This is a genomic window from Microbulbifer mixtoriginis (SeqCode) (assembly GCF_052466865.1).
The window spans coordinates 450,854-473,836 of the sequence record NZ_CP174293.1 but is presented as its reverse complement, the minus strand read 5'-3'; the positions used below and the strand labels follow the sequence as shown (position 1 = coordinate 473,836).

Genomic DNA, 22,983 nt, shown 5'->3' with positions numbered 1-22,983 from the left:
CAACTAGAGCGCCTCTTGGGACGCCCTATGGAAGGACAACTAAAATAAAGTAGGACCAGTAATTATTCAAAACCTAATTTGGACCAGATTTCATCGACTCTCTGGACCACCTGTGGATCTTTCTCGATAGGATTACCCCACTCTCTATTGGTTTCTCCCTGCCATTTATTAGTAGCATCAAAACCAATCTTCGAACCCAAGCCAGAAACTGGTGAGGCAAAATCCAGATAATCAATCGGGGTGTTTTCCACCATCACCGTATCACGCGCGGGGTCCATACGGGTTGTCATAGCCCAAATTACATCTTTCCAATCTCTTGCATTCACATCATCATCGGTAACGATAACAAACTTGGTATACATAAACTGGCGCAGGAAAGACCAGACTCCCATCATTACCCTTTTGGCATGTCCGGGATACTGCTTTTTCATAGTTACTACAGCTAGCCGATAGGAGCAGCCTTCAGGTGGCAGGTAAAAATCGACAATTTCAGGAAATTGTTTCTGCAAAATAGGCACAAATACTTCATTGAGCGCCTCGCCCAGGATCGCGGGTTCATCCGGCGGACGGCCAGTGTAAGTACTGTGATATATGGGGTTTTTCCGGTGGGTGATTTTCTCCACCGTAAACACCGGGAAACGGTCCACCTCATTGTAATAGCCCGTATGATCCCCATAGGGGCCTTCATCGGCCATGTCATCGGGGTAGATAAAACCTTCCAACACATACTCAGCACTGGCGGGAACCTGCAGATCACTGAGCAATGCACCAGTTACTTCGGTTTTATCTCCACGCAATAGCCCGGCAAAGGCGTATTCCGACAGGCTATCAGGTACCGGGGTCACTGCTCCCAGTATTGTGGCCGGATCTGCACCAAGTGCTACAGCTACAGGATAGGGTTCCCCGGGGTGCTTCCGGCACCAATCACGGTAATCCAACGCACCTCCCCGGTGGCTGAGCCAACGCATTATCAGTCGGTTTTTACCGATTAACTGCATGCGATAAATACCCAGGTTTTGGCGCTTCTTCTCTGGCCCACGAGTGATCACCAATGGCCAGGTTACCAATGGAGCCGCATCTCCCGGCCAGCAGGTCTGAATTGGCAATTTGGTGAGGTCTAATTGAGCTTTATCTACTACCACCTGCTGACAGGCTGCACCCTTGACCACCTTCGGCCCCATATTGAGCACTTGCTTGAAAACCGGCAGTTTTTCCCAGGCATCGCGCAAATTCTCAGGCGGTTGAGGTTCCTTGAGGAAGGCGAGTAATTCACCCACCTCACGTAGGTCATCAATGCTCTCACGCCCCATCCCAAGCGCTACTCGCTCAGTGGTGCCAAACAGATTGGCGAGCACCGGCGTATCAAAACCGATAGGATTTTCAAAAAGTAATGCAGGACCTCCCGAGCGCAGAACGCGATCAGAGATTTCTGTCATTTCCAGATTGGGGTCTACAGGGAATTTAATCCGTTTGAGCTGGCGACGCTTTTCCAACAATTGGATAAAATCACGCAGGTCTTTGTATTTCATGGGCTGCCGGTCAAGAAGAAAAATCCAGCGCGCAGTGTAAAACAGAAATTACAAAATGGGGAACAGCCCCCAGGATAGGGTGCCAATTGAGAAAAGGAAGAAACGACCCGCAAACAAAATGCTGCGGGTCGCAAAAAACTTAAGCTAGCCGTAGCTTAGAAGCGAGGGCGACGCGGACGATCTTCGCGAGGCTTAGCTTCGTTCACGCGGATGTTACGGCCAGACAGAGGCTGGTCGTTCATCTCTTCGATCGCTTTGCGCGCTTCGTCGTCGTTAGGCATTTCTACGAAACCGAAGCCCTTAGAGCGGCCAGTCTCACGGTCAGTAATAACAGTAGCCCGAGAGATTTCTCCGAATGCGCCGAAAGCTTCGTGCAGGTCGTCAGAGGTTACCGCGTAGGCCAGATTTCCAATATAGATATTCACAAAAGGTTCTCACTAGATGTGTGGGCTGTCGTGCAGTCACAAATGAATAACCAGCTCCACCAGATTATCCATTTGAGATTGGCCCTTTGCGGGGTTATCCCTGGGCCAATTCGGTCGGGCGCCAAACTATAAATTTCATACCCAGCGCCACGATGTGGAACTTTATATGCCTTATAGCTCGCCTTTTCAACATTAATTCGCGCAAATAATCACTTTGTGCAAACCAGAATATAAAAGGCGCCGATATGGGCGCCTTTTATATAAAAAAATTATTTCCGTTTCATGGACAGGAAGAATTCGTCATTTGTCTTGAAGTCTTTCAGCTTGTCCACCAGGAATTCAGTTGAGGCTACATCTTCCATATCATGTAGTAACTTGCGCAGGATCCATACCCGCTGCAGCTCGCCCTCAGGCATCAGCAGCTCTTCTCGACGTGTTCCCGAGCGTCGAACATTAATTGCCGGATAAACACGTTTTTCCGCGATCTTACGATCCAACTGCAACTCCATATTACCCGTGCCTTTAAACTCCTCGAAAATCACCTCGTCCATCTTCGAGCCAGTATCAATCAGTGCAGTAGCAATAATAGACAGACTTCCGCCTTCTTCAATATTCCGTGCGGCGCCGAAGAAACGCTTAGGTCTCTCGAGGGCGTGGGCATCCACACCACCAGTCAATACCTTACCGGAACTGGGTACCGTGGTGTTATAGGCACGCGCCAGACGGGTAATAGAGTCCAACAGGATGACCACGTCTTTCTTGTGCTCTACCAAGCGCTTGGCCTTTTCGATAACCATCTCGGCAACCTGCACGTGACGTGCCGGAGGCTCATCAAATGTAGAGGCAACCACTTCTCCGCGCACCGAGCGCTGCATTTCGGTAACTTCTTCCGGGCGCTCATCGATCAGCAGGACAATAAGGTGGCACTCCGGATTGTTGCGCGTGATAGCCTGAGCCATATTCTGCAACATAATCGTTTTACCGGCTTTTGGCGGCGCCACGATCAAACCCCTCTGGCCCTTACCTATCGGCGCAACCAGATCAATAATGCGGCCAATCAGGTCTTCGGAAGAGCCATTTCCACATTCCAGGGTTAAGCGATCGTTGGGGAAAAGCGGGGTGAGGTTTTCAAAAAGAATCTTATTGCGGGCATTTTCCGGTTTATCGAAATTAATTTCGTTAACCTTTAATAGAGCGAAATATCTCTCACCCTCTTTTGGTGGGCGAATTTTTCCGGAAATTGAGTCACCCGTGCGCAAATTAAATCGACGAATTTGGCTGGGGGAAACATAGATATCATCCGGACCCGCGAGATAGGAGGAATCAGCGGAACGCAAAAATCCAAAACCATCCTGAAGGATTTCCAATACGCCATCACCGTAAATATCTTCACCGCTTTTGGCGTGGCGTTTGAGAATATTAAAAATAATATCCTGTTTACGCGACCGGGCCAGGTTTTCCAGGCCCATGCCTTTGGCTATTTCAATCAACTCTTCAATGGGTTTGGTTTTTAATTCGGAGAGATTCATACCAATTGCTTATTAAGGTTTCTGTTGTCATTGGCGCGGACACGCCGGAAATAATTTGAGGAGGGGTTTGAAAATCAGAGATTTGCTCGTTTATTTGCCCGGTACTCCAGGACTCCATGCCTTTCAAAAGCGTAATACTCATTGGCTTTAGCTTTCCAACACTAAACGTTATAGGGAAAGCCGTCTCAATTAAGCTCAATTCGAGGAATAAATACGCCGGGAATAGTCAGGAACCTATGGGAGGGCGTTTTCTTCAGCTGATCGTCACTGGATTCACAGCTGACTGAACTATTACAGAATTACAGCCAGTATAACGGGTGTTTCCCATCCTGCAAAGAAATTTGCCTTCTTTGCAGGATGAATTAACCGGGATTAAAGCTGGCTATCGATAAACTCGGTCAACTGGGCGCGAGACAGGGCGCCAACCTTAGTGCCTTCCACATTGCCACCTTTAAACAGCAGCAGGGTAGGAATACCGCGTACATTGTACTTTGCCGGGGTTTCTTTGTTGGCATCCACGTCAACTTTGACGATTTTCAATTTTTCGCCATAGTGACCAGAGAGGTCTTCCAGGACCGGAGCGATCATTTTGCACGGACCGCACCATTGCGCCCAGAAGTCCACCAGCACCGGACCTTCAGCCTTGAGAACCTCGGCTTCAAACTCAGCGTCGGTTACGTTGATGATTGCGTGCTCGCTCATAATGCTTTCCTGTTCTTTAGTTACTCGATGCGGGGACACCGCAGGCGCATCATCTCACGATGCCGGCTGTGGTAATACAGCTGTACTGCGCCGATCAGCCCAGAGTTTGGGGCATTAATTCCGTTTTCAAGCCCTGCTCAGATATCAGGCCTGTTCCAAAAACCGCTGAAGAATCTCATCAAGATAGTCAAAGCCAAAGGCACTGGCAGCAATACGGCGCTCCAGCGGCTGTACCAGATCCATAGCCATCAGCCCCGGCCAATGTCGCTGCAGGGCCTCCAATGATAGGCCGGTATAGCGCTCGAAAGTATCTACCGGTACACCCTCGACCAGGCGCAGGGCGTTCATCAAGAACTCGAGAGGCAAATCGCTGAACTCTATTGAATCAATATGGGGCTCAGCCAGTGCGCGCTGCAACAACTCCCCTCCCTGGGGTGCAATCGATAGGTAGTCTCTTGGAGTTCGCGTACGGCGACTGCGCAATATCTTCCCCTCTGCAGGCAAGCTGACCTTGCCGTGGGCTCCGGCACCAATACCCAGGTAATCGCCAAAGCCCCAATAGTTGAGGTTGTGGCGCGACTCCAGTCCCCTGCCACTGTAGGCGGACACCTCGTAGCGAAAGTACCCCTCCGAGGCAAGGAACTCGCGCCCGTGGCTCTGCATACTGGCGATCAGCTGTGAACCCGGTGTCGAGGGGGGAGCGCTGTAGAACGCTGTATTGGGTTCAATGGTTAATTGGTACCAGGAGATATGTTCAGGCGCCAGGGAGACAGCGCGCTGTAGGTCTTCCAGAGCCTCAGCCTCTGTCTGTCCAGGCAGGCCATGCATCAGATCGAGATTGATATTATCGAAGCCGGCCTTCCGCGCCATCCCTAGGGCCTCACTGGCCTCTTCACCGCTGTGGATGCGGCCCAGATTGTGCAACTGGCTACTGCTAAAACTCTGCACGCCAATCGAGAGTCTATTAACCCCTGCGGCCCGATAGCCGGTGAATTTAGCCTGCTCGAAAGTACCCGGATTGGCTTCCAAAGTTATTTCAATATTCTCACTGAAGCCAACCAGCTCCTCAGCCATTATCAGGATCTGGCCGATTGCTTCGGGAGAAAACAGGCTCGGGGTACCACCACCAAAGAAAATCGAGCGCAGCTTGCGTCCCTGCACCCAAGGCAGCTGGCTGATCAAATCACGGCGCAGTTGCGCCACATAGTCCGCCTGGGGGAGAGCATACTCCGTATCCGTATGATCTCTGCTCGCCTGGTGGGAGTTGAAATCACAGTAGGGACATTTACGCACACACCAGGGGATATGTACGTAAAGGCTAAGCGGCGGTAACTGCAAACTATGGTTTCTATCCTGCAAGATCGGTACCCAGCATAGTTTCCTGCCACATCGTTTCAAATGCCACCACTGCCTGGGCGCGGTGGCTAATGCGGTTTTTCAGCTCTCTCGGCATCTGCGCAGAGGTCATTCCTTCCGCATCCACAAAGAACAGGGGGTCGTAGCCAAAGCCCTGCTCACCGGCAGGCTCATTGAGTATACGGCCGCGCCACTGGGCACTACATACTAGGGGGACCGGGTCATCAAAACTGCGTACAAAGGCTAGTGCACAGTGGAAACTGGCACCACGACGCACCTCTTCGATCCCTTGCAAGGCCTCAAGCAGCTTGCTGTTATTGCGTGCATCCGTAGCACCCTCGCCGGAATATCGCGCCGAATAGATTCCCGGCGCACCACCGAGCACATCCACTGCCAACCCAGAGTCATCGGCTAGCGCCGGGAGGCCGCTAATGCGGCTGGCGTGACGTGCTTTGATCAGGGCATTTTCAATAAAGCTGAGCCCGGTCTCCTCTGCATCACTCACACCGAATTCAGACTGTGGCAGAACCTCGATGTCCCAGCTGTTGAAGAGTTGGGAAAATTCTCGCAATTTGCCGGCGTTACCGCTGGCCAAAACAATTCTTTTTAACATGCCGTATCAAATAAAAAACGGGCTCTGGGCCCGCAAAGGATTCAGTTTAATTGAGATGTCTTTCTGTGATCACACAGCTTGCAGCCATATAAACAGAGAGAATCGCTCACTCAGATCATTCACCATTGCCGCTAGAGCTTGCGACGGAAGGAAATCGTCTGTTTCTTGCCATTGGGCAGGGTCACATCCACGTTGAAGGTGAGAGTTTCCTCTTTTTCAAAGCGCAAGGGTGCCAAATAGTAAACCGCGTCGCCTTCCCGAATTTCTTTAAACTTCAACGGTCGCGACTGCTGAATCAGGTTTGTCGCATTGCCAGACATCTCCGCACTAAGGCCCTTGGTACCACCATCTTTTTTCACCACAGAAACATTCACGTAGGCGCGGTCTTTAGCCCTCACCAGTTGGTACTGTTGGGCGATGTCCGGCTGGATAAAGTCACTGTTGAACACCGAGAAAATCACCCGGTAATCTCCGAAGTCCTCGTAATTTTTAATAACACGGGCCTGTTGTGCCATGGCACTAGCGGTCAGGAAGAGCAGCGTAAGAGCGGCAGCGACATTAAAGATGCGGTTCACGGGTCACCTCCAATTGTTATGAGCGCCCTTTCAACTGAATAACCGGGCAGACCCGGCGGTTTGGCCAGAGCGATAATCACCCATATCAGCAGTTTGCCCCAGAGACCCGGAACAAAAACTTGGCGCAGATATTAGTTTAGCGAGTCAGGTGGTATATCGCGGTCTCACCAAATAAATTTGGCAAAAAGTCTTTAAAGACCACCCCTAATTTCGACTCAGATACTACCTGGCGGTGCAAAATAGTCCAATCGTTCTGCTCGCACAGCACCTCGAAGTCTCGAAAAGTACAAAAATGAATATTGGGTGTGTCATACCATTCAAATGGTAATAAATCGGAAACCGGCATACGCCCAGAAAAAGCCAGGTGCCAGCGGGCCTTCCACTGGCCAAAGTTGGGGAAGGTGATAATACAGTCGCGCCCAACTCGTAACATTTCACCCACCACCAGATGCGGGTGCCTCAACGTTTGCAGGGCCTGGGTCATTACCACGGTATCGAAACTGGCATCGGCGAAATTGGTAAGCCCCGCATCGAGGTTTTGCTCGACGACATTGACCCCACGCTGCACACAACGGTGTATCTGCTGCGCATCTATTTCCAGTCCGTAACCGACAACGTCTTTGTTCTTCTGCAACTGTTCCAGCAGTTCACCATCACCACAGCCCAGATCGAGTACTCGGCTTGCGGGTGCTATCCATTCCTGGATTACATTGAGATCTATACGCATGCGGGCTGCCCTGCTTTGTGCTCCAGCGCTACACGCTGCATGTAGGCACGAAAGACGCCCTCGTAGCGCTTATTTGGCAACAGGAAGGCATCGTGTCCCATGGCGGACTCTATTTCTGCATAACTCACCGCTCGATTGGCGTGCATCAACGCATCGGCGATTTCCCGCGAGCGGCTGGGGGCGAAGCGCCAGTCCGAAGTGAAGGAGATCAACAGGAAGCGGCAACGCGCATGGGCAAAAGCCGCTACTGGGTCGTCGTTGTACTCCCGTGCGAGATCAAAAATATCCAGCGCTCGTGTCATAAGGATGTAGGTATTTGGATCGAAACTGCTGGAAAAGCTATCACCCTGGTAGCGCAAATAACTCTGAATCTGGAACTCCACCTCTTCGTCAACGCCCTGCTGGAAGCTGCCGGAACGCAGTTCACGACCAAATTTATGCGCCAAACCATCATCGGAAAGATAGGTAATGTGGCCAATCATGCGCGCGACGGCCAAACCTCCACGTGGCAGTTTCCCCTCCTCCAGATAGCGCCCTGCACAGAAATCCGGATCCGAGGTTATCGCCTGACGTGCGGTCTCATTGAAAGCAATATTCTGCGCCGAGAGTTTCATCGCCGAAGCAATCACCACGCAATGGCGCAAACGTTCCGGGTACTCCAGAGACCAACGCATGGCCTGCATTCCCCCCAGGCTGCCACCAATCACTGTGGCCCACTGCTCTATGCCAAGAATATCTGCCAAGCGCGCCTGGCTGTGTACCCAGTCGCGCACCCGCAAGGAGGGAAAATCCGGGCCCCAGGGTTTACCCGTGGCGGGATTGATAGAGACGGGCCCGGTAGAACCATGGCAGCCGCCCAAGTTATTGACCGCCACCACAAAAAACCTATTGGTATCGATGGGCTTGCCGGGACCGATATAGTGGTCCCACCACCCTGGGCGCTTGTCCTCGGGGCTGTGTCTGCCCGCAGCATGGTGGTGACCGGATAGCGCATGGCAAATCAACACCGCATTACTTTTATCGGCATTCATTTCGCCATAGGTTTCATAGACTAGGGTGTAGTCCTGTAAAACACGCCCGCAGGCCAACTGCAGAGGTTCACAAAACTTGTGGCTCTTTGCTGTTACAAGACCTACAGAGCCATGATCTGCTGTACTGGGTGCCTCGCGGGAGGGACTGGAGTTTTCCGTGGACAAAGTAATTATATCTGTCGGGTTATTTGGCGGTTGGTTATTGTCACTGCAGCAAGTGTACGGGAGTGCTGCAACTTATGACAATTAGCAACCGCCGGCGAGTGTGTTAAGTCGTCAGAGCTGGTTTCAGTGGGGTGACATTGTGCACGCGCGGCGCTGGCGCCAAAGGCTGTGGTGCCGAAGTACTGTAGCGCAGCAAGTCCTCCAGTGCGGACAGGGCCCGATCATTGCGCAGTACCTCATCCTCTAGGGTACGCAAATCGGTGTGCCGACTTCGGGTTTTCTGCTTCAGCTCGGTCAATTTGATCAAGTGCCGATTCAGAAGATGTTTTTGGTATTGCGTATGTTGCTTGAGTGGTTCCAGCGCCTGCTCAAGCCAGTTTTCTGCCGCGGCACCCATTTCGCTATAAAGGCGCCCTACCTCACTGGCCAGGGTCGTAACAAAACGCTCGCTCAAACGGTTGCGCCGCGCCAGTAAAAGCTGTGGGGAGCGTCGCAGCTGGGCCGCCTGGCGGTGTAGGCCGCGCAGGGTGATACGGAATTGGCGAATGGTGAAGTACTGTTCGGCACTGTCCACCTTCTTCAGGCTGGAACGCTCAAAAATCGCATCCAACAGTCGATTCGCCTGATCCACTTCCCGCTCTAAGGTGGCTAACTGGCAATCGACTCCCTCCATAAAGGTATCGATGGCCTTGGCAAGTCCCATGGGTGTCCAACGCTTATGCAGCGCCTTACTGGTTTCATCAACCAACCGTTGCAGCTGCTGTATGGTAATAGGCGCGAGTAGGGCCGTACTCTGCCGCATTAGCATGCGCTGGCTGGACTTTAGGGTGAGTAACTCCTGATGGCAGAGCTTATGTTGCTCACGCACAGTCTGCTGCAACTGGCCCAACTCGGTCAGTTGCTCCTCAGTGCTGGCACTATTGCGCTGCAAATGCATCAGCGCGGCACGGCCGCTGTTGAGCCGGCGCTTGAGCAGATCGCGGGTATCCGCCATCAACGTCAGGGCCTGGTGCAGAGAGCGGTGTTCCGCCACTTTTTGGCGGTGCTCCAGCAAACGTTGAACCAACAGCTTTTCAAAATCAGTAAAACAGCTGTTGCGCAAAAGTTCGACATCCTGCTGTTGACGCGCTAACAGGGCCATTTTTGCCGAGACTCCGGTGACACTCTCCTGTGGCAGGGACAGTAATTTTGCGACCTGAGAACGCATGCGCCGCAACAGTTGCTGCGCATCTTCATCTGGGTCATCCCAAAGCACATCCACTTTATTCAGCAGCGCCATAACCGGAGTGCCGCGATGTTCACGCAGAGGAGCCAGGTGGGTCTCCCACATATTCATATCAGTGCCACTGACACCGGCATCGGCGGCCAGCAGAAATGCGACGGCCTGGGCGCCAGGCAGTGTGCTCAGAGTCAGTTCCGGCTCATTGCCCAGAGCGTTGAGTCCCGGTGTGTCAATAATCCGCAGGCCTTGATCTAGCAGTGGATGTGGCAGGCAGATCAGCGCATAGCGCCAGGCGGGAATTTCCACCAAATTGCCTTTGTCATCCAGGTGGCGGCGATCGAAGCCATAACGCGCAGCCTCCTCCGGCAACACCGATTTGGTGGCGGCCACTTTTAGTAAAGCTTCGCGGGTCGCATCGGGATTATTGGCGTCGAACTCGTGCGTGACCCACTTCTGTGGAATTCGCCGGAAGCTCTCAAGGCTGGTATTGGTCGCCAGGGTCTCAATGGGCAACAGGCGCAGGCTGGCGCGCTCTCCGCCATCGCTAAAGATCTCCGTTGGGCACATGGTGGTGCGGCCGGGTTTGGAGGGTAGCAGCCGCTGACCGTAGGTCTGTGCCAAGAGGGCATTGATCAGCTCGGTTTTGCCACGGGAAAATTCTCCCACAAACACCAAGGTGAACTGATCATCGCTGAGAAGCGCACGGGCCTGTTGTACAACTTGGCAGGCGCCGGCAGAGTTGGGGAAATGCTGCTGTAACCACTGACTGAACTGGGCGAATTGTCGATCCAGATTCTTTTTCCAGCGGTCGTATTCAGAGATATGTTGGCGTAGGAGTGCGTCTTCCATTTCACAGTATTCTTGTAATTTATACTCTGTGGGCTACCGACCCAAAGCACTCAAAGCTAAGTTGGTCCGGTAGCCGTTAGTATAAAAGTCTAACACCGCGCCAAATGCGATCCAGTGCGCGCGGTGGAAGAAAAGCGCACAGTAGTCAATTTAAAAACCGGGAATATGCCAGAAAAGGCTATAAACAAAGCGCGGCATATTGGCCATACTGGCAAAGCCTAATAGCAACTTATCCGCCACAGTAAGTAAAATAAACACGAAGATAGGGCTGATATCGATCACCCCCAAAGGCGGAATCAAGCGGCGTACCGGTGCGCAGAAGGGCTCTAGCAACTGGCGCAGTAGCATCAGTGCTGGGTGGCTGCTCTGCGGAGCGATCCAGCTGAACACAATGGAAATCAGCATTCCCACAAACACGACCGCGATCACGGTAGCGACACAGCCGATAAGAGACCACAGCAGTGCACTCAGGGGATTGAAAAGACCAAATCCGGCAAACGCACCGCAAACCAGTATCATCACTAGACCCACCAGCAAGGCCAGCACTACCGAGGCCATATCCACGCCGAAGAGACCCGGCACCACCTTGCGCAGGGGCAGTAGTAGCGGATTGGTAACTTTAACGATGCCCTGAGAAATCGGGTTATAGAAGTCTGCCCGGGCCAATTGCAGCAAAAAACGCATCAATACCGCAAATAGGTAGAGGATACCCAGGGTAGCCACCAGGAAAACACCGATGTTGCTGAAGGTACTTGTCATTGAAAATCCCTAAAGAGTGATCAACTCGCGGCGCAGCCTGCACCATTTATTGTGTTGATAAGTTTATTGGTCCAGTTCGCGAGCCATCTCTGCAGCGCGCTCGGCACAATCGCGCATGGCATCGGCCACCAACTGCGGCAGGCCGCCCTGCTCAAAGCGCTGCACAGCGCGCTCGGTGGTACCACCCGGCGACATCACATTGCGCTTCAACTGGGCTACATCTACATCACTGGTCATGGCCAGTTTGGCGGCGCCCAGGGCAGTTTGCAACACGAGGCGCTCGGCATCGGCGCGGGCAAAGCCACTGGCTGCGGAGGCGTCGATCATCGCCTCCATAAACTGAAAGAAGTACGCCGGCGCCGACCCTGCCACAGCGATCACTTGGTCGATGCCCTCTTCTTTATCCACCCATAGGGAGATACCTACTGCGTTGACTATGCGCGCAGTAATGGCGCGGTGCTCCGCAGTTACCGCCTCATCTGCAAACAACCCGGTCACCCCACTCTGCACTAGAGCCGGCGTATTGGGCATAGCGCGTACAATCGGCAGATGCTCCCCCAGCCAACGCTGGTAGGCGGCCAAGGGAATACCTGCGGCCAAAGTAATAATCAGCGGCTTGCGTCCTTTCAAGTGGGGGCGCAAATCCATGCACAGATCGCGCATCACCTGGGGTTTTACCGACAAAACGATAACATCCGCGCCATCGATTGCGACGATATTGTCACTGTGCACCACGGTATTGTGGCGCTTGGCAAACGCCTCAAGTTTGAGGGGATCACGCCCGGTAGCCACAATTCTATCGGCCGGGTATCCCGCCGCCAGCAGGCCACCGATTACCGCACCGGCCATATTTCCGGCACCGCCGATAAAAACAATTTTGGGATTTGTTGCAGTCACTTGGGTTACCTCGGCGAGCATTCGCCTCATTCTCTGTGAGTTTTACTGGCTGTTATACCCCGCAGGGATTCCGATAATATGTGGTCGCTCAATTCCAATAACAAGAGAAGCGCGCCCCAGCGCGCTAGCCAAGGAGAACACGATGTTGAAATGGCGCTATTTGGTGACCGCCGCAATGCTCAGCGCGGCTGCTGTTGCCCATGGAGTGGAGACCCGCACCGAGAACAATGGCCAGCTGCAGTTACACGACATTCCCCCAATTCCAGCGAGCCTGGTGGAAGAGCTCGACCGCTACCAGAATGTGCGCTCAGCCAGTTTTCGCGGCTGGGATATGCAAGGCAGCGGTATGTATATCAGTACCCGCTTTGGCGAAGTAAACCAGCTGCACAAGGTAGAGCGCGCTGGAGGAGCCCGCCGCCAGCTGACTTTTTTTGACGAACCAATTGGGGAAGTACTTACCCGCCCCCAGCACCGACAGCTGGCCTACACCATGGACGCCGGCGGCAACGAATATGCGCAGATTTTCCTATTTGACAGTACCAACGGTAAGAGCAAGATGCTCAGCGATGGCGAATCTCGCAATGGTGCCATTCTTTGGAATAAGCAGGGCTCGGCCCTGGCTTACCAAAGCACCCGCCGCGATGGTAGGGCCAACGATATCTGGCTGACTATGATTGGCGACAAGAAAAATGAAGATCGCCTGATACTAAAATCGGAGGATGGTGGCTGGTGGGGACCCAGTGACTTCTCTCAATCCGGCAGCCAGCTACTGGTTCTGCAATATATTTCTTCCACCCGCTCTAAAGTTCACCTGTTGGACCTGGACAGCGGCGAAATAACATTGCTCTCCGGTGATGATGAAAAAGACTCTCGCAACTTTCCCGCCGGCTTTAGCTACGACGACCGCTCCATATACCTGGTTAGCGATAAAAATGGCGAGTTCACCCAACTGATCCGCAAAGATCTAGCCAGCGGCGATGAGAAAATTATTAGCGCCGGTATTCCCTGGGATATCAGCAGCTTTGTCCTTAGTGAGGACGGCCGCCGCGGTGCTTTCGTGTCCAACGAGAACGGCATGTCGGCACTGTACTTGTACGATCCGCGCAATGATCGCTACCGCAAAGTCGACACACTACCTATTGGTGTGATCGGCGGTATCGAGTTCAACCCCAGCGGAGACAAGTTAGCGTTATCACTGAACACCCCCAAAACCCCCACTGATACCTTTGTTTTGGATCTGGGCCGGCGCCCCCTATCCAGTGGCGATCTGAACCGCTGGACATTTAGTGAGGTGGGCGGCCTGGATACCGAGCAATTTATCGAGCCCAAGCTGTTGCACTACCCCACTTTCGATAAGGTAAATGGCGAGCCACGCAAGATTCCCGCCTTCGTCTACAAACCACGCGATATAAAGGCGCCTGTGCCGGTCATTATTTCCATTCACGGTGGCCCCGAAGCTCAGTACCGCCCACTGTTTTCCAGCAAGTACCAACTGTGGTTGAAGAAATTGGGGGCTGCAGTGATCGCTCCTAATGTGCGCGGCTCCGCCGGCTACGGAAAAAGTTACCTGGCCATGGACAACGGCTACAAGCGTGAAGATTCGGTGAAAGACATTGGCGCGCTATTGGACTGGATCGCCACCCAGCCGGACCTGGATGCCAAGCGGGTTGCCGTCTTCGGTGGTAGCTACGGCGGCTATATGGTACTGGCCAGCAGCGTTCACTATTCGGATCGTTTAAAAGCGGCTGTGGATATTGTCGGTATCTCCAATTTTGTCACCTTTCTCACCAATACCAAGAGTTATCGCCGGGACCTGCGCCGTGTGGAATACGGTGACGAGCGCGATCCGCAAATGCGCGAATTCCTGGAAGGTATCAGCCCTAACAACCATGTGGAGAAAATCCAGGTCCCCATGTTTGTGGTGCAGGGACAAAACGACCCTCGCGTCCCCGTCACAGAAGCGGAACAGATCGTGACGGCACTGCGAGCAAGCGGTAACCAGGTTTGGTACATGAATGCGTTAAATGAGGGGCACGGCTACCGTAAAAAGGAAAACAATGATGTCTTCACCCAGGCTACCGCATTGTTTTTTGCCGAACACTTGCTCGACGAAACACAGAAGGAAAAACTGACTTTAATTGAGTAGTGCCAAAGGCTCTTATAAATCGTAATGCTTAATACACGGCCCAGTGGGCCGTTTAGTTTTTAAGGCCTTAAACTCAATGTTTCCACAACAGCGATCAGGTTGAGCGCTATGGCAAGTATCCATAACCAGTGCCGGCTCTCAGGCCACAGGGCCTGGGAGACGGTGCGGTCTAAGAAATTGGTGATCAGTGTGACCTTAGGTAGCGCAAAGGAAAGCAGGCAAAGAAAAGCCAGCCATTCCAAGGCCATCCAGGTCACCAGCAGGGTGTGCGCCATAGACAGGGAAATCACTGCGCATAGCGTCAACCCCAGCAATATCACTTCGAGAGTCCCTGAGCGTTTCATTGGTCTCTTACACTTTCCCCACGAACTCAGCCCTAGAACTTCGGGCAAGCGTTCGGATAAAAATAGGATCTTTCATTCAGAGTAATTGCGCGCGCCAAAAATATCTGTGCCGATGCGCACAATGGTCGCACCGCAGGCAATCGCCGCCTCCATATCGGCAGACATACCCATGGAAAGTGTATCCAGCTCCTCGTTGGGAAATAACTCTTGCAGAGAATGCAGCAGGCGCGCCATCTCTAAAAAAGGTTGGTGTTGCGCCTGTACTGTCTGTCGCGCCGCGGGGATCGCCATCAAACCACGCAGGCGCAGCCCCGGCAATTGCACTATTTCCCGCGCCAGTGCCTCCAAATCCTGTGGAGCTATGCCAGACTTGCTCTGCTCATTATCGATATTGACCTGCAGACAGATATTGAGGGGAGCCAAATTAGTTGGCCGCTGGGATGACAGACGCTGGGCGATCTTTAGACGATCCACCGTATGCATCCAATCAAAGTGCTCGGCTACCGCGCGAGACTTATTCGACTGCAATGGCCCGATAAAATGCCAATGGATATCCAGATCTTGTAGGGCATCCTGTTTTTCCAGGGCTTCCTGCAAATAGTTTTCGCCAAAGTGTCGCTGACCGGCCGCATAGGCGATACGCAAATCCTCCGCTGGGCGGGTCTTGGAAACCGCTAGCAAGGTGATTTCTGCAGGATCGCGATCGCAGTTGTTGCAGCAGGTCACAATCCGCTCACCTACTGCATTCAGGTTTTCGACGATTGTCTCTTTGCGCATATACTGAGGCCCTTACCGAAATGAGTGGCGATTTTACCTGAGCCCAAACAAGAACCATAAGGTAGCAGTATGGATATCACTGAACTCCTCGCCTTCAGCGCCAAACAAAACGCTTCGGATCTGCACCTCTCCGCAGGCCTTCCGCCGATGATCCGTGTGGATGGCGACGTGCGCCGTATCAACCTGCCGGCCATGGAACACAAGCAGGTGCACGGCCTGATCTACGAGATCATGAACGACAAGCAACGTAAGGACTACGAAGAATTTCTCGAGACCGACTTCTCTTTCGAGGTACCTGGTGTAGCCCGCTTTCGTGTGAACGCCTTTAACCACAACCGCGGTGCCGGTGCCGTATTCCGGACCATTCCCTCCAAGGTTTTAACCATGGAGGATCTGGGCATGGGCCAAGTTTTCAAACAAATCTCCGATACTCCGCGCGGCCTGGTCTTGGTCACAGGGCCCACCGGCTCCGGTAAGTCCACCACCCTCGCCGCGATGATGGACTATATCAACGACAACAAATACGAGCATATCCTCACCATTGAGGACCCCATCGAATTCGTGCACGAATCCAAAAAATGCCTGGTGAACCAGCGCGAAGTGCATAGAGATACCCACGGCTTCGCAGAAGCATTGCGCTCGGCCCTGCGTGAAGACCCGGATATCATTCTGGTGGGCGAGATGCGCGACCTGGAAACTATTCGCCTGGCATTAACCGCAGCGGAAACCGGCCATTTGGTATTCGGCACCCTGCATACCACCTCCGCCGCCAAGACTATCGACCGGGTAGTGGATGTGTTCCCGGCACAGGAAAAAGCCATGGTGCGCTCCATGCTATCGGAATCCCTGCAAGCGGTAATCTCGCAGACACTGCTGAAGAAAAACGGCGGTGGCCGTGTCGCTGCCCACGAGATCATGCGCGGCACTCCCGCAATCCGCAACTTGATCCGCGAAGACAAAATCGCGCAGATGTACTCCGCCATCCAGACTGGTGCCAGCGTTGGTATGCAGACCATGGACCAGTGTCTGGAAGACCTGGTGGCGCGACGTATCGTCAGCCGCGAAGTCGCGCGGGAAAAAGCCAAGATGCCAGAAAACTTCTAAGCATTAACGGCCCCTCTTCAGTCAAAAAATAATACGCGGTAACAATCATGGATATAGAAAGACTCCTACAGCTGGTAGTAGAGAAAGGTGCATCGGATCTGTTTATCACCGCCGGCGTACCGCCTTCCATCAAACTGCACGGCCGCGTGGTGCCTTGCAGTAGCAGTGCCCTCACCCCAGAAAAAGCCCGCGAGCTAGTAGTGGGCACCATGAATGAGAAACAGCGCCGTGAGTTCGCCGAGAAGAAGGAATTAAACTTCGCCATTGCGGTACGCAACGTGGGCCGTTTCCGGGTGTCGGCTTTCTTCCAGCGCAACTTGGTGGGTATGGTGCTGCGACGCATCGAAACAAAAATCCCCACCATTGACGGCCTCGGCCTGCCGGATGTACTCAAAGATCTGGCCATGACCAAGCGCGGGCTGATTATTTTTGTAGGTGCCACCGGTACCGGTAAGTCCACCTCCCTGGCCTCGATGATCGGCCACCGCAATGAGAACACCAAGGGCCATATCATCACCATTGAGGACCCGATCGAATTTATCCACCAGCACCGCGGCTGTATTGTGACCCAGCGCGAAGTGGGTCTGGATACCGACTCCTTCGAAATCGCCTTGAAGAACACTCTGCGTCAAGCGCCAGATGTCATCCTGATTGGTGAGGTGCGCTCCCGCGAAACGATGGAGCACGCCATTGCTTTCGCCGAAACTGGTCACCTGTGCCTTTGTACACTGCACGCCAACAATGCCAACCAAGCCCTCGACCGGATCATTCACTTCTTCCCGGCAGACCGTCACCAACAGCTGTTTATGGATCTGTCCCTGAACCTTAAGGCCATGGTTGCCCAGCAGCTGGTACCAACACCGGATGGCGATGGCCGCCGCGCCTGTCTGGAAATTATGATCAACACGCCGTTGATGTCAGACCTGGTGCGCAAAGGCCAGGTGCACAAGATGAAGGAGTTGATGAAACGCTCCGGCGAACAGGGCATGCAGACCTTCGACCAGGCGCTGTATGAACTCTACGATCGCGGCGAAATTACTTACGAGGACGCCCTCGCCCACGCCGACTCCGCCAACGACTTGCGCCTGATGATCAAGCTTAAGTCTGAATCCGATGCGGAGTATTTAAACAGCGCCGCCGGCGAGTTGAGTCTACAAAATGACTCTGAGTACGGCGATGGTGGGCCGCAACTTTACTAAGGTTGCTGCTTAGCTATCCAAGAACCGTTTACAGAAAAATCAACGCCCTAACACCTGTAAACGGTTCTCATCTGAAAAAACCGCTTTTAATTTCCCGATAAGTCCACAGCAAGCTGCGCTCAATAATTTACGAGCAGCGTTATTCCAAGATACTCAGGGCCCCAACCTACTGTTTGACTTGGGGAACAATATTTCCTTACCCTTCTCCTCCCCTCACCGAATTACTCACTTCATCGCGGCCATAGAAATGAAAAATAAAGTTGCCTTGATAACCGGAGGCAGCCGGGGAATCGGTGCCGCCACAGCAAAACTACTGGCTCAACGTGGATATCAGATTGCCATCAGCTATCGGGAACGAAGGAAGCAAGCGGAAGACCTAGTAAATGAACTTCAATCTTTAGGTGTTACTGCAATAGCGGCACGTGCCGATATCATTTCAGAAGATGAGGTTGTCCGTCTATTCGAAAAGGTTGACCAAAATCTCGGCCCGATTAACAGTCTGGTAAACAATGCCGCAATCATTAAACCGCAGATGCGTGTTGAATTAATGGATTCTCAGCGTATCAACGAGATTCTTCGGACCAATATCACCGGTACATTGCTCTGCTGTCGCGAGGCGATTAAAAGGATGTCAACAAAAAGCGGGGGCAGCGGAGGAACTATTGTCAATATCTCATCCGCCGCCAGCCGTTCAGGGTCACCTAACGAATATATCGATTACGCGGCTAGCAAAGGTGCTGTAGATACTCTAACCATCGGACTCAGCCAAGAAGTCGCCGGTGAGGGAATTCGGGTAAACGGTGTAAGACCGGGTTTTATTTACACGGAAATGCATGCTGATGGCGGCGAACCAGATAGAATTGAGCGAGTATCGTCTGCAATTCCACTCAAACGCGGCGGGCAAGCAGAAGAAGTGGCTAAGGCTGTGGCCTGGCTTCTCAGTGACGAATCAACCTTTACAACCGGCTCATTTATTGATGTCGCAGGTGGAAAATAAGATAAGAATATATGTTGGAAGCACTTTTTTCCCTTGTTGCAGCAACAGCTCTGCTACTTGGCTCCCCCGGTCCCGCACCACTCGCGCTGGCCGCTTCTGGGGCAACTTTTGGGATCAGGAAAAGTAGCCATTTTCTTATCGGTATCCTACTGGGGCTAAGCGTTGCAATTATGGGCGCAACCGCCGGGATAGCGGCCCTGCTGGCAACCTGGCCCGAGGCGCGCTTTGCCGTACAACTTTGCGGGGCTTTGTATATTGGCTATATCGCCATAAAAATTGCCACAGCCCCAGTAATGGAGAAAAACCCATCAGCGGAAACTCAAGCGCCATCACTGTTGGATGGGTTTATTTTTAATCTACTCAACCCAAAAGCTTATGCCGCCTTCTTTGCCATCTTTTCCCAATTTTTACTGCCAATTGAAGAAAGCAACTTAAGTTACATTGCTACTGGAATGGTCTGTTTGATAGTCGCGGCTGTGGTCGATTTTATCTGGCTATGTTTGGGAGGAAGTTTGCGACCGGTTTTTCATAAACCTAAACAGGCACGAATAATCAGAGTTTGCTTTGCCCTTCTGATGGTAGCAGCTGTGCTAATCGTGTTCCTGCGCGGAATGGTTTAACTACTAGCAAATCTCCGTGATCAGGTTTTTTACCGAAGACAGCATACGCCGGCTTACCAATGGGGCTTGTGTTACCCCTTCCAGCTCCACCCGATAATTCGCTCCGTCTCTGCGTAAGCCTGTAATAAATGCTACTGCCACCAGTGCACTGCGGTGCACTCGAACAAAGCGCTCGGCAAATTCGCTTTCCAACTCTTTTAATGACTCATCAAGGATCGTCTCACCGGCAGGGTGATGGGCCACCACATATTTGCTGTCAGCAACCAAACAACGAATGCTGTCCACTTCCAATAGCTCGACCCCCATACGGCTCACCGCTTTGATTCGGCTGCGACCGCGATCCTTCTCGTCACCACTAACAAGTTTTTGTTGGGGTTTATTGAGGCACTGCACCTTTGCCAGCGCTTGGCGCAACTGCTCCACGCTGACAGGCTTGAGTAGATAACCCACTGCGGCGGTGGCGAAGGCCGGCAGGGCGAACTCATCGTGGGCAGTGCAAAAAATTATCGCGGGTGGGCACTCGCGTGTGGAAAGCTGCTGGGCCAATTCCAAGCCGCTGCCGCCGGGCATTTCTATGTCGAGCAAGACCAGATCCGGGTCCAGTATCTGCACCTGTATCAACGCGGATTCAATATCCGCCGCTTCACCAACAGGAATACAATTTTCGATTGTAGACAACTGCCGCTGCAGCCGCGCGCGGGCCAGGGGTTCATCATCGACAATCAGGACTCGCAACTGGGTCACTCCATCACCTCAGTATCTCTACTGGAATTTATGGTCGGTTTTGTTTCACGCTGAACCACCTCCCGGGGAAACAAGGGTAGTTGTAGCTGCACTCGGTAGTGGTCCCCCACCCGACCGGCGGTAAACTTGAAGCGATCACCGTAATAGGCGGCAAGGCGCTGGCGAATATTCTCCACTGCCATACCGTTGCTTTCCCTGGTGAAATGCACAGTTTCTGCCGGAAGTGGGTTTTCAATATCAATGTACAGAACACCGCCTTCGGTTTTCACGGCCACAGTAATTGTGCCGCCCTCACGCAGCTGTGCCACACCGTGTAAAACGGCATTCTCAAGCAATGGTTGCAACAACATGCTGGGTACTTGTATATCCTCCAAAGTACCCTGCTGCTGCCATTGCTGCTGCAAACGCTCGCCCAGGCGCAGAGCCTCAATCTCCAGATAACGTTGGGACAATTGTATTTCCTGCGACAGCGGCACCAGCTTTGGGTCAGCGAGGCTGGCCCGAAACAACACGCACAAATCTTCCACCAAACGCTCAGCGCGATCTGGGTCTACCGCGATCAGGCTGGCCAGGCTATTCATGCTGTTAAACAAAAAGTGCGGTCGTATACGCGACTGCAACGCCTCGATACGCGCGCCCAGTTCCGCCTGTTGCTGGTTGTATAACTGCTGTTGTAAATAGGCGTAGCGCAATACCACCCCGGCGCAGATAGCCCCAAGGAGACAATCACTAGCCAGTCCCCACCAGTCGAAATCCGCCTGCAGCAATAGAGCACGCACATAGCGCTGAATCCCCATTACTAATCCAAGCACGCCCAACACCGCGATAAAGCTGATAGCGCCGGCATGTTTGTGGGGTAACTTGGCTAGATAGGGGCGCAGCCGGCAAAGCACGGCGGCACAGGGCAATATCACCCACTGAATCACCAGGGACACTAAGCCAAGGCGCTGCCAACTGAAGTCGCGCAGCCCGTCCAAGGCGAGCACCAGAACCAGGGCCAGCAATTCCCCCATCAACACCAATGCGGCCAGGGCGGTGACACCGCATAAATCCGGAAGAAAAGGCACTTGCCTGCAAAGCGCAGAATCCTTGCTATCAGTGTCAGTTTTTCGAATTTTCTGCGATATAATGCCCGGCGGCCTGGGAAATGACATGCAGTTGTTATTCTTGATTGTCCCTATATTCAAAGCGCACGATACCACCAAGCTCCCCGGCCTTTCACCTCACTGCAGCCAGGAAAACCATGAGCAACGACAAACCCGACTCCGCCACTAATCCCGCCGCCAAACTCTGGGGCGGCCGTTTCAGCGAAGCCACCGACGCTTTCGTAGAGCGATTCACTGCCTCTGTCACCTTCGATCAGCGCATGGCGCTGGAAGATATTCAGGGTTCCCTCGCTCATGCACAGATGCTATCCGAGGTTGGGGTATTGAGCGGTGATGAATATCACCAGATTGCCAATGGCCTGAAAGAGATCGCAGTAGAAATTGAGGCGGGTGACTTTCCCTGGTCGGTGCAATTGGAAGATGTGCATATGAATATCGAGGCGCGCCTGACCGAACGCATCGGTGCCACCGGTAAAAAACTGCACACTGGCCGCTCCCGCAACGACCAGGTCGCCACCGATATCCGCCTGTGGCTGCGCGGCCGCATCGACCGGATCGGCGCCGAATTAACCCGACTGCAAACCGGGTTGGTAGACCTGGCCGAACGCGAAGCCGATACCATTATGCCCGGCTTTACCCACCTGCAGAGTGCGCAGCCGGTGACCTTCGGCCACCACCTGCTGGCCTGGAATGCCATGCTCAGCAGGGATTTCGAGCGCCTGATGGATTGCCGCAAAAGAGTCAATCGCTCGCCCCTGGGTGCCGCAGCACTGGCCGGCACCAGCTACCCAATCGACCGCGCGCGCACTGCCGAACTGCTGGGCTTCGATGCTCCGACCGAGAACTCCCTGGACTCGGTGAGCGACCGGGATTTCGCCATTGAATTCTGCGCCTTCACCGCCCTACTGCTCACCCATCTTTCCCGCGCCAGCGAGGAACTGGTGCTCTGGGCTTCTAGCCAGTTCGACTTTATCGACCTACCGGATCGCTTCTGTACCGGCTCATCAATTATGCCGCAAAAGAAAAACCCGGATGTGCCCGAATTGGTACGCGGTAAGACTGGCCGTGTGAACGGCCACCTGATTGCACTGCTGACCCTGATGAAAAGCCAGCCCCTGGCTTACAACAAAGACAACCAGGAAGATAAAGAGCCTTTGTTCGACGCTGCCGATACCGCACTGGACTGCCTGCGCGCCTTTGCGGATATGGTGCCCGCACTCAAGGCAAAAAAAGAAAACATGCTGGCGGCAGCCGCCAAGGGTTTCTCCACTGCCACCGACCTGGCGGATTATCTGGTGCGCAAAGGCATTGCCTTCCGCGATGCCCACGAGATCGTCGGCCAGTCGGTTTCCTTTGCCATTGAACAGCAGAAAGACCTAGCGGAGCTGAGCTTAGAGCAGCTGCAGCAATTCTCTGCTGATATCGGTGCGGATGTCTTTGAAGTGCTCACCCTGGAAGGCTCGGTAGCCGCTCGTAACCATATCGGCGGCACCGCTCCCGATCAGGTTCGCGCTGCCTGTGCACAAGCACGAGTGCAAATTGAAGGGCGTCATTAAGGCAGACCCCA

The 22,983-nt window shown here is 53.3% G+C and carries 22 protein-coding genes; 6 read left to right on the top strand and 16 right to left on the bottom strand.

What is annotated here, in order from left to right:
- Positions 1-62: 62 nt before the first annotated feature.
- The 12 genes from ubiD to proC form a co-directional block, all read right to left on the bottom strand.
- Positions 63-1,529 carry a 4-hydroxy-3-polyprenylbenzoate decarboxylase gene (ubiD, locus tag ACJJJA_RS02230; protein WP_444903640.1) on the bottom strand — a complete coding sequence of 489 codons (1,467 nt, stop codon included), beginning with the start codon at positions 1,527-1,529 and terminating at the stop codon, positions 63-65.
- A 155-nt stretch (positions 1,530-1,684) separates the two neighbouring features.
- Positions 1,685-1,954, bottom strand: a complete 270-nt coding sequence (rbp, locus tag ACJJJA_RS02225; RefSeq protein WP_020413665.1) for an RNA-binding regulator — start codon at positions 1,952-1,954, stop codon at positions 1,685-1,687.
- 269 nt (positions 1,955-2,223) lie between these two features.
- A complete protein-coding gene (gene rho, locus ACJJJA_RS02220) occupies positions 2,224-3,483 on the bottom strand; it encodes a transcription termination factor Rho (protein ID WP_108731406.1) in 1,260 nt (419 codons plus the stop codon).
- A gap of 372 nt (positions 3,484-3,855) precedes the next feature.
- A complete protein-coding gene (trxA, locus tag ACJJJA_RS02215) occupies positions 3,856-4,185 on the bottom strand; it encodes a thioredoxin TrxA (protein WP_252084169.1) in 330 nt (109 codons plus the stop codon).
- Positions 4,186-4,329: 144 nt separating this feature from the next.
- The gene (gene hemW / locus ACJJJA_RS02210) at positions 4,330-5,544 is read right to left on the bottom strand and encodes a radical SAM family heme chaperone HemW (RefSeq protein WP_444887780.1); all 1,215 of its coding nucleotides are present in this window, start codon (positions 5,542-5,544) and stop codon (positions 4,330-4,332) included.
- Positions 5,534-6,154, bottom strand: a complete 621-nt coding sequence (rdgB, locus tag ACJJJA_RS02205) for an RdgB/HAM1 family non-canonical purine NTP pyrophosphatase (RefSeq protein ID WP_444899289.1) — start codon at positions 6,152-6,154, stop codon at positions 5,534-5,536. Before rdgB ends, hemW begins: the two co-directional genes overlap by 11 nt.
- 131 nt (positions 6,155-6,285) lie before the next feature.
- Positions 6,286-6,729, bottom strand: coding sequence for a DUF4426 domain-containing protein (locus tag ACJJJA_RS02200; RefSeq protein ID WP_444883429.1), 444 nt, complete (start codon positions 6,727-6,729; stop codon positions 6,286-6,288).
- Between the two features lie 136 nt (positions 6,730-6,865).
- Complete coding sequence (gene metW / locus ACJJJA_RS02195) at positions 6,866-7,456, bottom strand: methionine biosynthesis protein MetW (protein WP_444903639.1); 591 nt, start codon at positions 7,454-7,456, stop codon at positions 6,866-6,868.
- A complete protein-coding gene (gene metX / locus ACJJJA_RS02190) occupies positions 7,447-8,652 on the bottom strand; it encodes a homoserine O-succinyltransferase MetX (RefSeq protein WP_444903638.1) in 1,206 nt (401 codons plus the stop codon). Before metX ends, metW begins: the two co-directional genes overlap by 10 nt.
- Positions 8,653-8,755: 103 nt before the next feature.
- On the bottom strand, positions 8,756-10,723 hold the full coding sequence (locus ACJJJA_RS02185) for a dynamin family protein (RefSeq protein WP_444891580.1): 1,968 nt from the start codon (positions 10,721-10,723) through the stop codon (positions 8,756-8,758).
- A 150-nt stretch (positions 10,724-10,873) separates the two neighbouring features.
- Positions 10,874-11,482, bottom strand: a complete 609-nt coding sequence (locus ACJJJA_RS02180) for a YggT family protein (RefSeq protein ID WP_252084163.1) — start codon at positions 11,480-11,482, stop codon at positions 10,874-10,876.
- 63 nt (positions 11,483-11,545) lie between these two features.
- Positions 11,546-12,379 carry a pyrroline-5-carboxylate reductase gene (proC, locus tag ACJJJA_RS02175; RefSeq protein WP_444887776.1) on the bottom strand — a complete coding sequence of 278 codons (834 nt, stop codon included), beginning with the start codon at positions 12,377-12,379 and terminating at the stop codon, positions 11,546-11,548.
- A 142-nt stretch (positions 12,380-12,521) separates the two neighbouring features.
- On the opposite strand from proC, the gene ACJJJA_RS02170 reads away from it, so the two are divergent.
- A complete protein-coding gene (locus ACJJJA_RS02170) occupies positions 12,522-14,525 on the top strand; it encodes a S9 family peptidase (RefSeq protein WP_444903637.1) in 2,004 nt (667 codons plus the stop codon).
- 59 nt (positions 14,526-14,584) lie between these two features.
- Here the strand turns inward: ACJJJA_RS02170 and ACJJJA_RS02165 are convergent, their stop codons facing one another.
- Together ACJJJA_RS02165 and ACJJJA_RS02160 are read right to left on the bottom strand one after the other, a co-directional pair.
- Positions 14,585-14,869, bottom strand: a complete 285-nt coding sequence (locus ACJJJA_RS02165; RefSeq protein WP_252084160.1) for a hypothetical protein — start codon at positions 14,867-14,869, stop codon at positions 14,585-14,587.
- A 72-nt stretch (positions 14,870-14,941) separates the two neighbouring features.
- The gene (locus ACJJJA_RS02160) at positions 14,942-15,646 is read right to left on the bottom strand and encodes a YggS family pyridoxal phosphate-dependent enzyme (protein WP_444903636.1); all 705 of its coding nucleotides are present in this window, start codon (positions 15,644-15,646) and stop codon (positions 14,942-14,944) included.
- A gap of 69 nt (positions 15,647-15,715) precedes the next feature.
- On the opposite strand from ACJJJA_RS02160, the gene ACJJJA_RS02155 reads away from it, so the two are divergent.
- The 4 genes from ACJJJA_RS02155 (at position 15,716) to ACJJJA_RS02140 (ending at position 19,566) form a co-directional block, all read left to right on the top strand.
- Entirely contained in the window at positions 15,716-16,750 is a 1,035-nt protein-coding gene (locus tag ACJJJA_RS02155; protein WP_252084158.1) for a type IV pilus twitching motility protein PilT, read from the top strand.
- 47 nt (positions 16,751-16,797) lie between these two features.
- Positions 16,798-17,949 (top strand): PilT/PilU family type 4a pilus ATPase, encoded by a 1,152-nt coding sequence (locus ACJJJA_RS02150; protein ID WP_152450611.1) that lies wholly within the window; start codon positions 16,798-16,800, stop codon positions 17,947-17,949.
- Between the two features lie 247 nt (positions 17,950-18,196).
- Positions 18,197-18,946, top strand: a complete 750-nt coding sequence (locus tag ACJJJA_RS02145; protein ID WP_444903635.1) for an SDR family oxidoreductase — start codon at positions 18,197-18,199, stop codon at positions 18,944-18,946.
- An 11-nt stretch (positions 18,947-18,957) separates the two neighbouring features.
- On the top strand, positions 18,958-19,566 hold the full coding sequence (locus ACJJJA_RS02140; RefSeq protein ID WP_444883422.1) for a LysE family translocator: 609 nt from the start codon (positions 18,958-18,960) through the stop codon (positions 19,564-19,566).
- A 3-nt stretch (positions 19,567-19,569) separates the two neighbouring features.
- On the opposite strand, the gene ACJJJA_RS02135 is transcribed toward ACJJJA_RS02140, so the two are convergent.
- Positions 19,570-20,310, bottom strand: a complete 741-nt coding sequence (locus ACJJJA_RS02135) for a LytR/AlgR family response regulator transcription factor (RefSeq protein WP_444899297.1) — start codon at positions 20,308-20,310, stop codon at positions 19,570-19,572.
- Positions 20,307-21,464: a sensor histidine kinase gene (locus tag ACJJJA_RS02130; RefSeq protein ID WP_444903634.1), complete on the bottom strand. Its 1,158-nt coding sequence runs from the start codon at positions 21,462-21,464 to the stop codon at positions 20,307-20,309. Before ACJJJA_RS02130 ends, ACJJJA_RS02135 begins: the two co-directional genes overlap by 4 nt.
- Before the next feature lie 89 nt (positions 21,465-21,553).
- On the opposite strand from ACJJJA_RS02130, the gene argH reads away from it, so the two are divergent.
- Positions 21,554-22,972 carry an argininosuccinate lyase gene (gene argH, locus ACJJJA_RS02125; protein ID WP_444883419.1) on the top strand — a complete coding sequence of 473 codons (1,419 nt, stop codon included), beginning with the start codon at positions 21,554-21,556 and terminating at the stop codon, positions 22,970-22,972.
- The last annotated feature ends 11 nt before the right edge of the window (positions 22,973-22,983 follow it).

Excerpts from the sequence above, each read along its gene's own strand:
- ubiD (WP_444903640.1), bottom strand. The coding sequence starts at position 1,529 with ATGAAATACAAAGACCTGCGTGATTTTATCCAATTGTTGGAAAAGCGT.
- rho (WP_108731406.1), bottom strand. The coding sequence starts at position 3,483 with ATGAATCTCTCCGAATTAAAAACCAAACCCATTGAAGAGTTGATTGAA.
- trxA (WP_252084169.1), bottom strand. The coding sequence starts at position 4,185 with ATGAGCGAGCACGCAATCATCAACGTAACCGACGCTGAGTTTGAAGCC.
- rdgB (WP_444899289.1), bottom strand. The coding sequence starts at position 6,154 with ATGTTAAAAAGAATTGTTTTGGCCAGCGGTAACGCCGGCAAATTGCGA.
- metW (WP_444903639.1), bottom strand. The coding sequence starts at position 7,456 with ATGCGTATAGATCTCAATGTAATCCAGGAATGGATAGCACCCGCAAGC.
- ACJJJA_RS02185 (WP_444891580.1), bottom strand. The coding sequence starts at position 10,723 with ATGGAAGACGCACTCCTACGCCAACATATCTCTGAATACGACCGCTGG.
- ACJJJA_RS02180 (WP_252084163.1), bottom strand. The coding sequence starts at position 11,482 with ATGACAAGTACCTTCAGCAACATCGGTGTTTTCCTGGTGGCTACCCTG.
- ACJJJA_RS02170 (WP_444903637.1), top strand. The coding sequence starts at position 12,522 with ATGTTGAAATGGCGCTATTTGGTGACCGCCGCAATGCTCAGCGCGGCT.
- ACJJJA_RS02165 (WP_252084160.1), bottom strand. The coding sequence starts at position 14,869 with ATGAAACGCTCAGGGACTCTCGAAGTGATATTGCTGGGGTTGACGCTA.
- ACJJJA_RS02160 (WP_444903636.1), bottom strand. The coding sequence starts at position 15,646 with ATGCGCAAAGAGACAATCGTCGAAAACCTGAATGCAGTAGGTGAGCGG.
- ACJJJA_RS02155 (WP_252084158.1), top strand. The coding sequence starts at position 15,716 with ATGGATATCACTGAACTCCTCGCCTTCAGCGCCAAACAAAACGCTTCG.
- ACJJJA_RS02150 (WP_152450611.1), top strand. The coding sequence starts at position 16,798 with ATGGATATAGAAAGACTCCTACAGCTGGTAGTAGAGAAAGGTGCATCG.
- ACJJJA_RS02145 (WP_444903635.1), top strand. The coding sequence starts at position 18,197 with ATGAAAAATAAAGTTGCCTTGATAACCGGAGGCAGCCGGGGAATCGGT.
- ACJJJA_RS02140 (WP_444883422.1), top strand. The coding sequence starts at position 18,958 with ATGTTGGAAGCACTTTTTTCCCTTGTTGCAGCAACAGCTCTGCTACTT.
- ACJJJA_RS02130 (WP_444903634.1), bottom strand. The coding sequence starts at position 21,464 with ATGTCATTTCCCAGGCCGCCGGGCATTATATCGCAGAAAATTCGAAAA.
- argH (WP_444883419.1), top strand. The coding sequence starts at position 21,554 with ATGAGCAACGACAAACCCGACTCCGCCACTAATCCCGCCGCCAAACTC.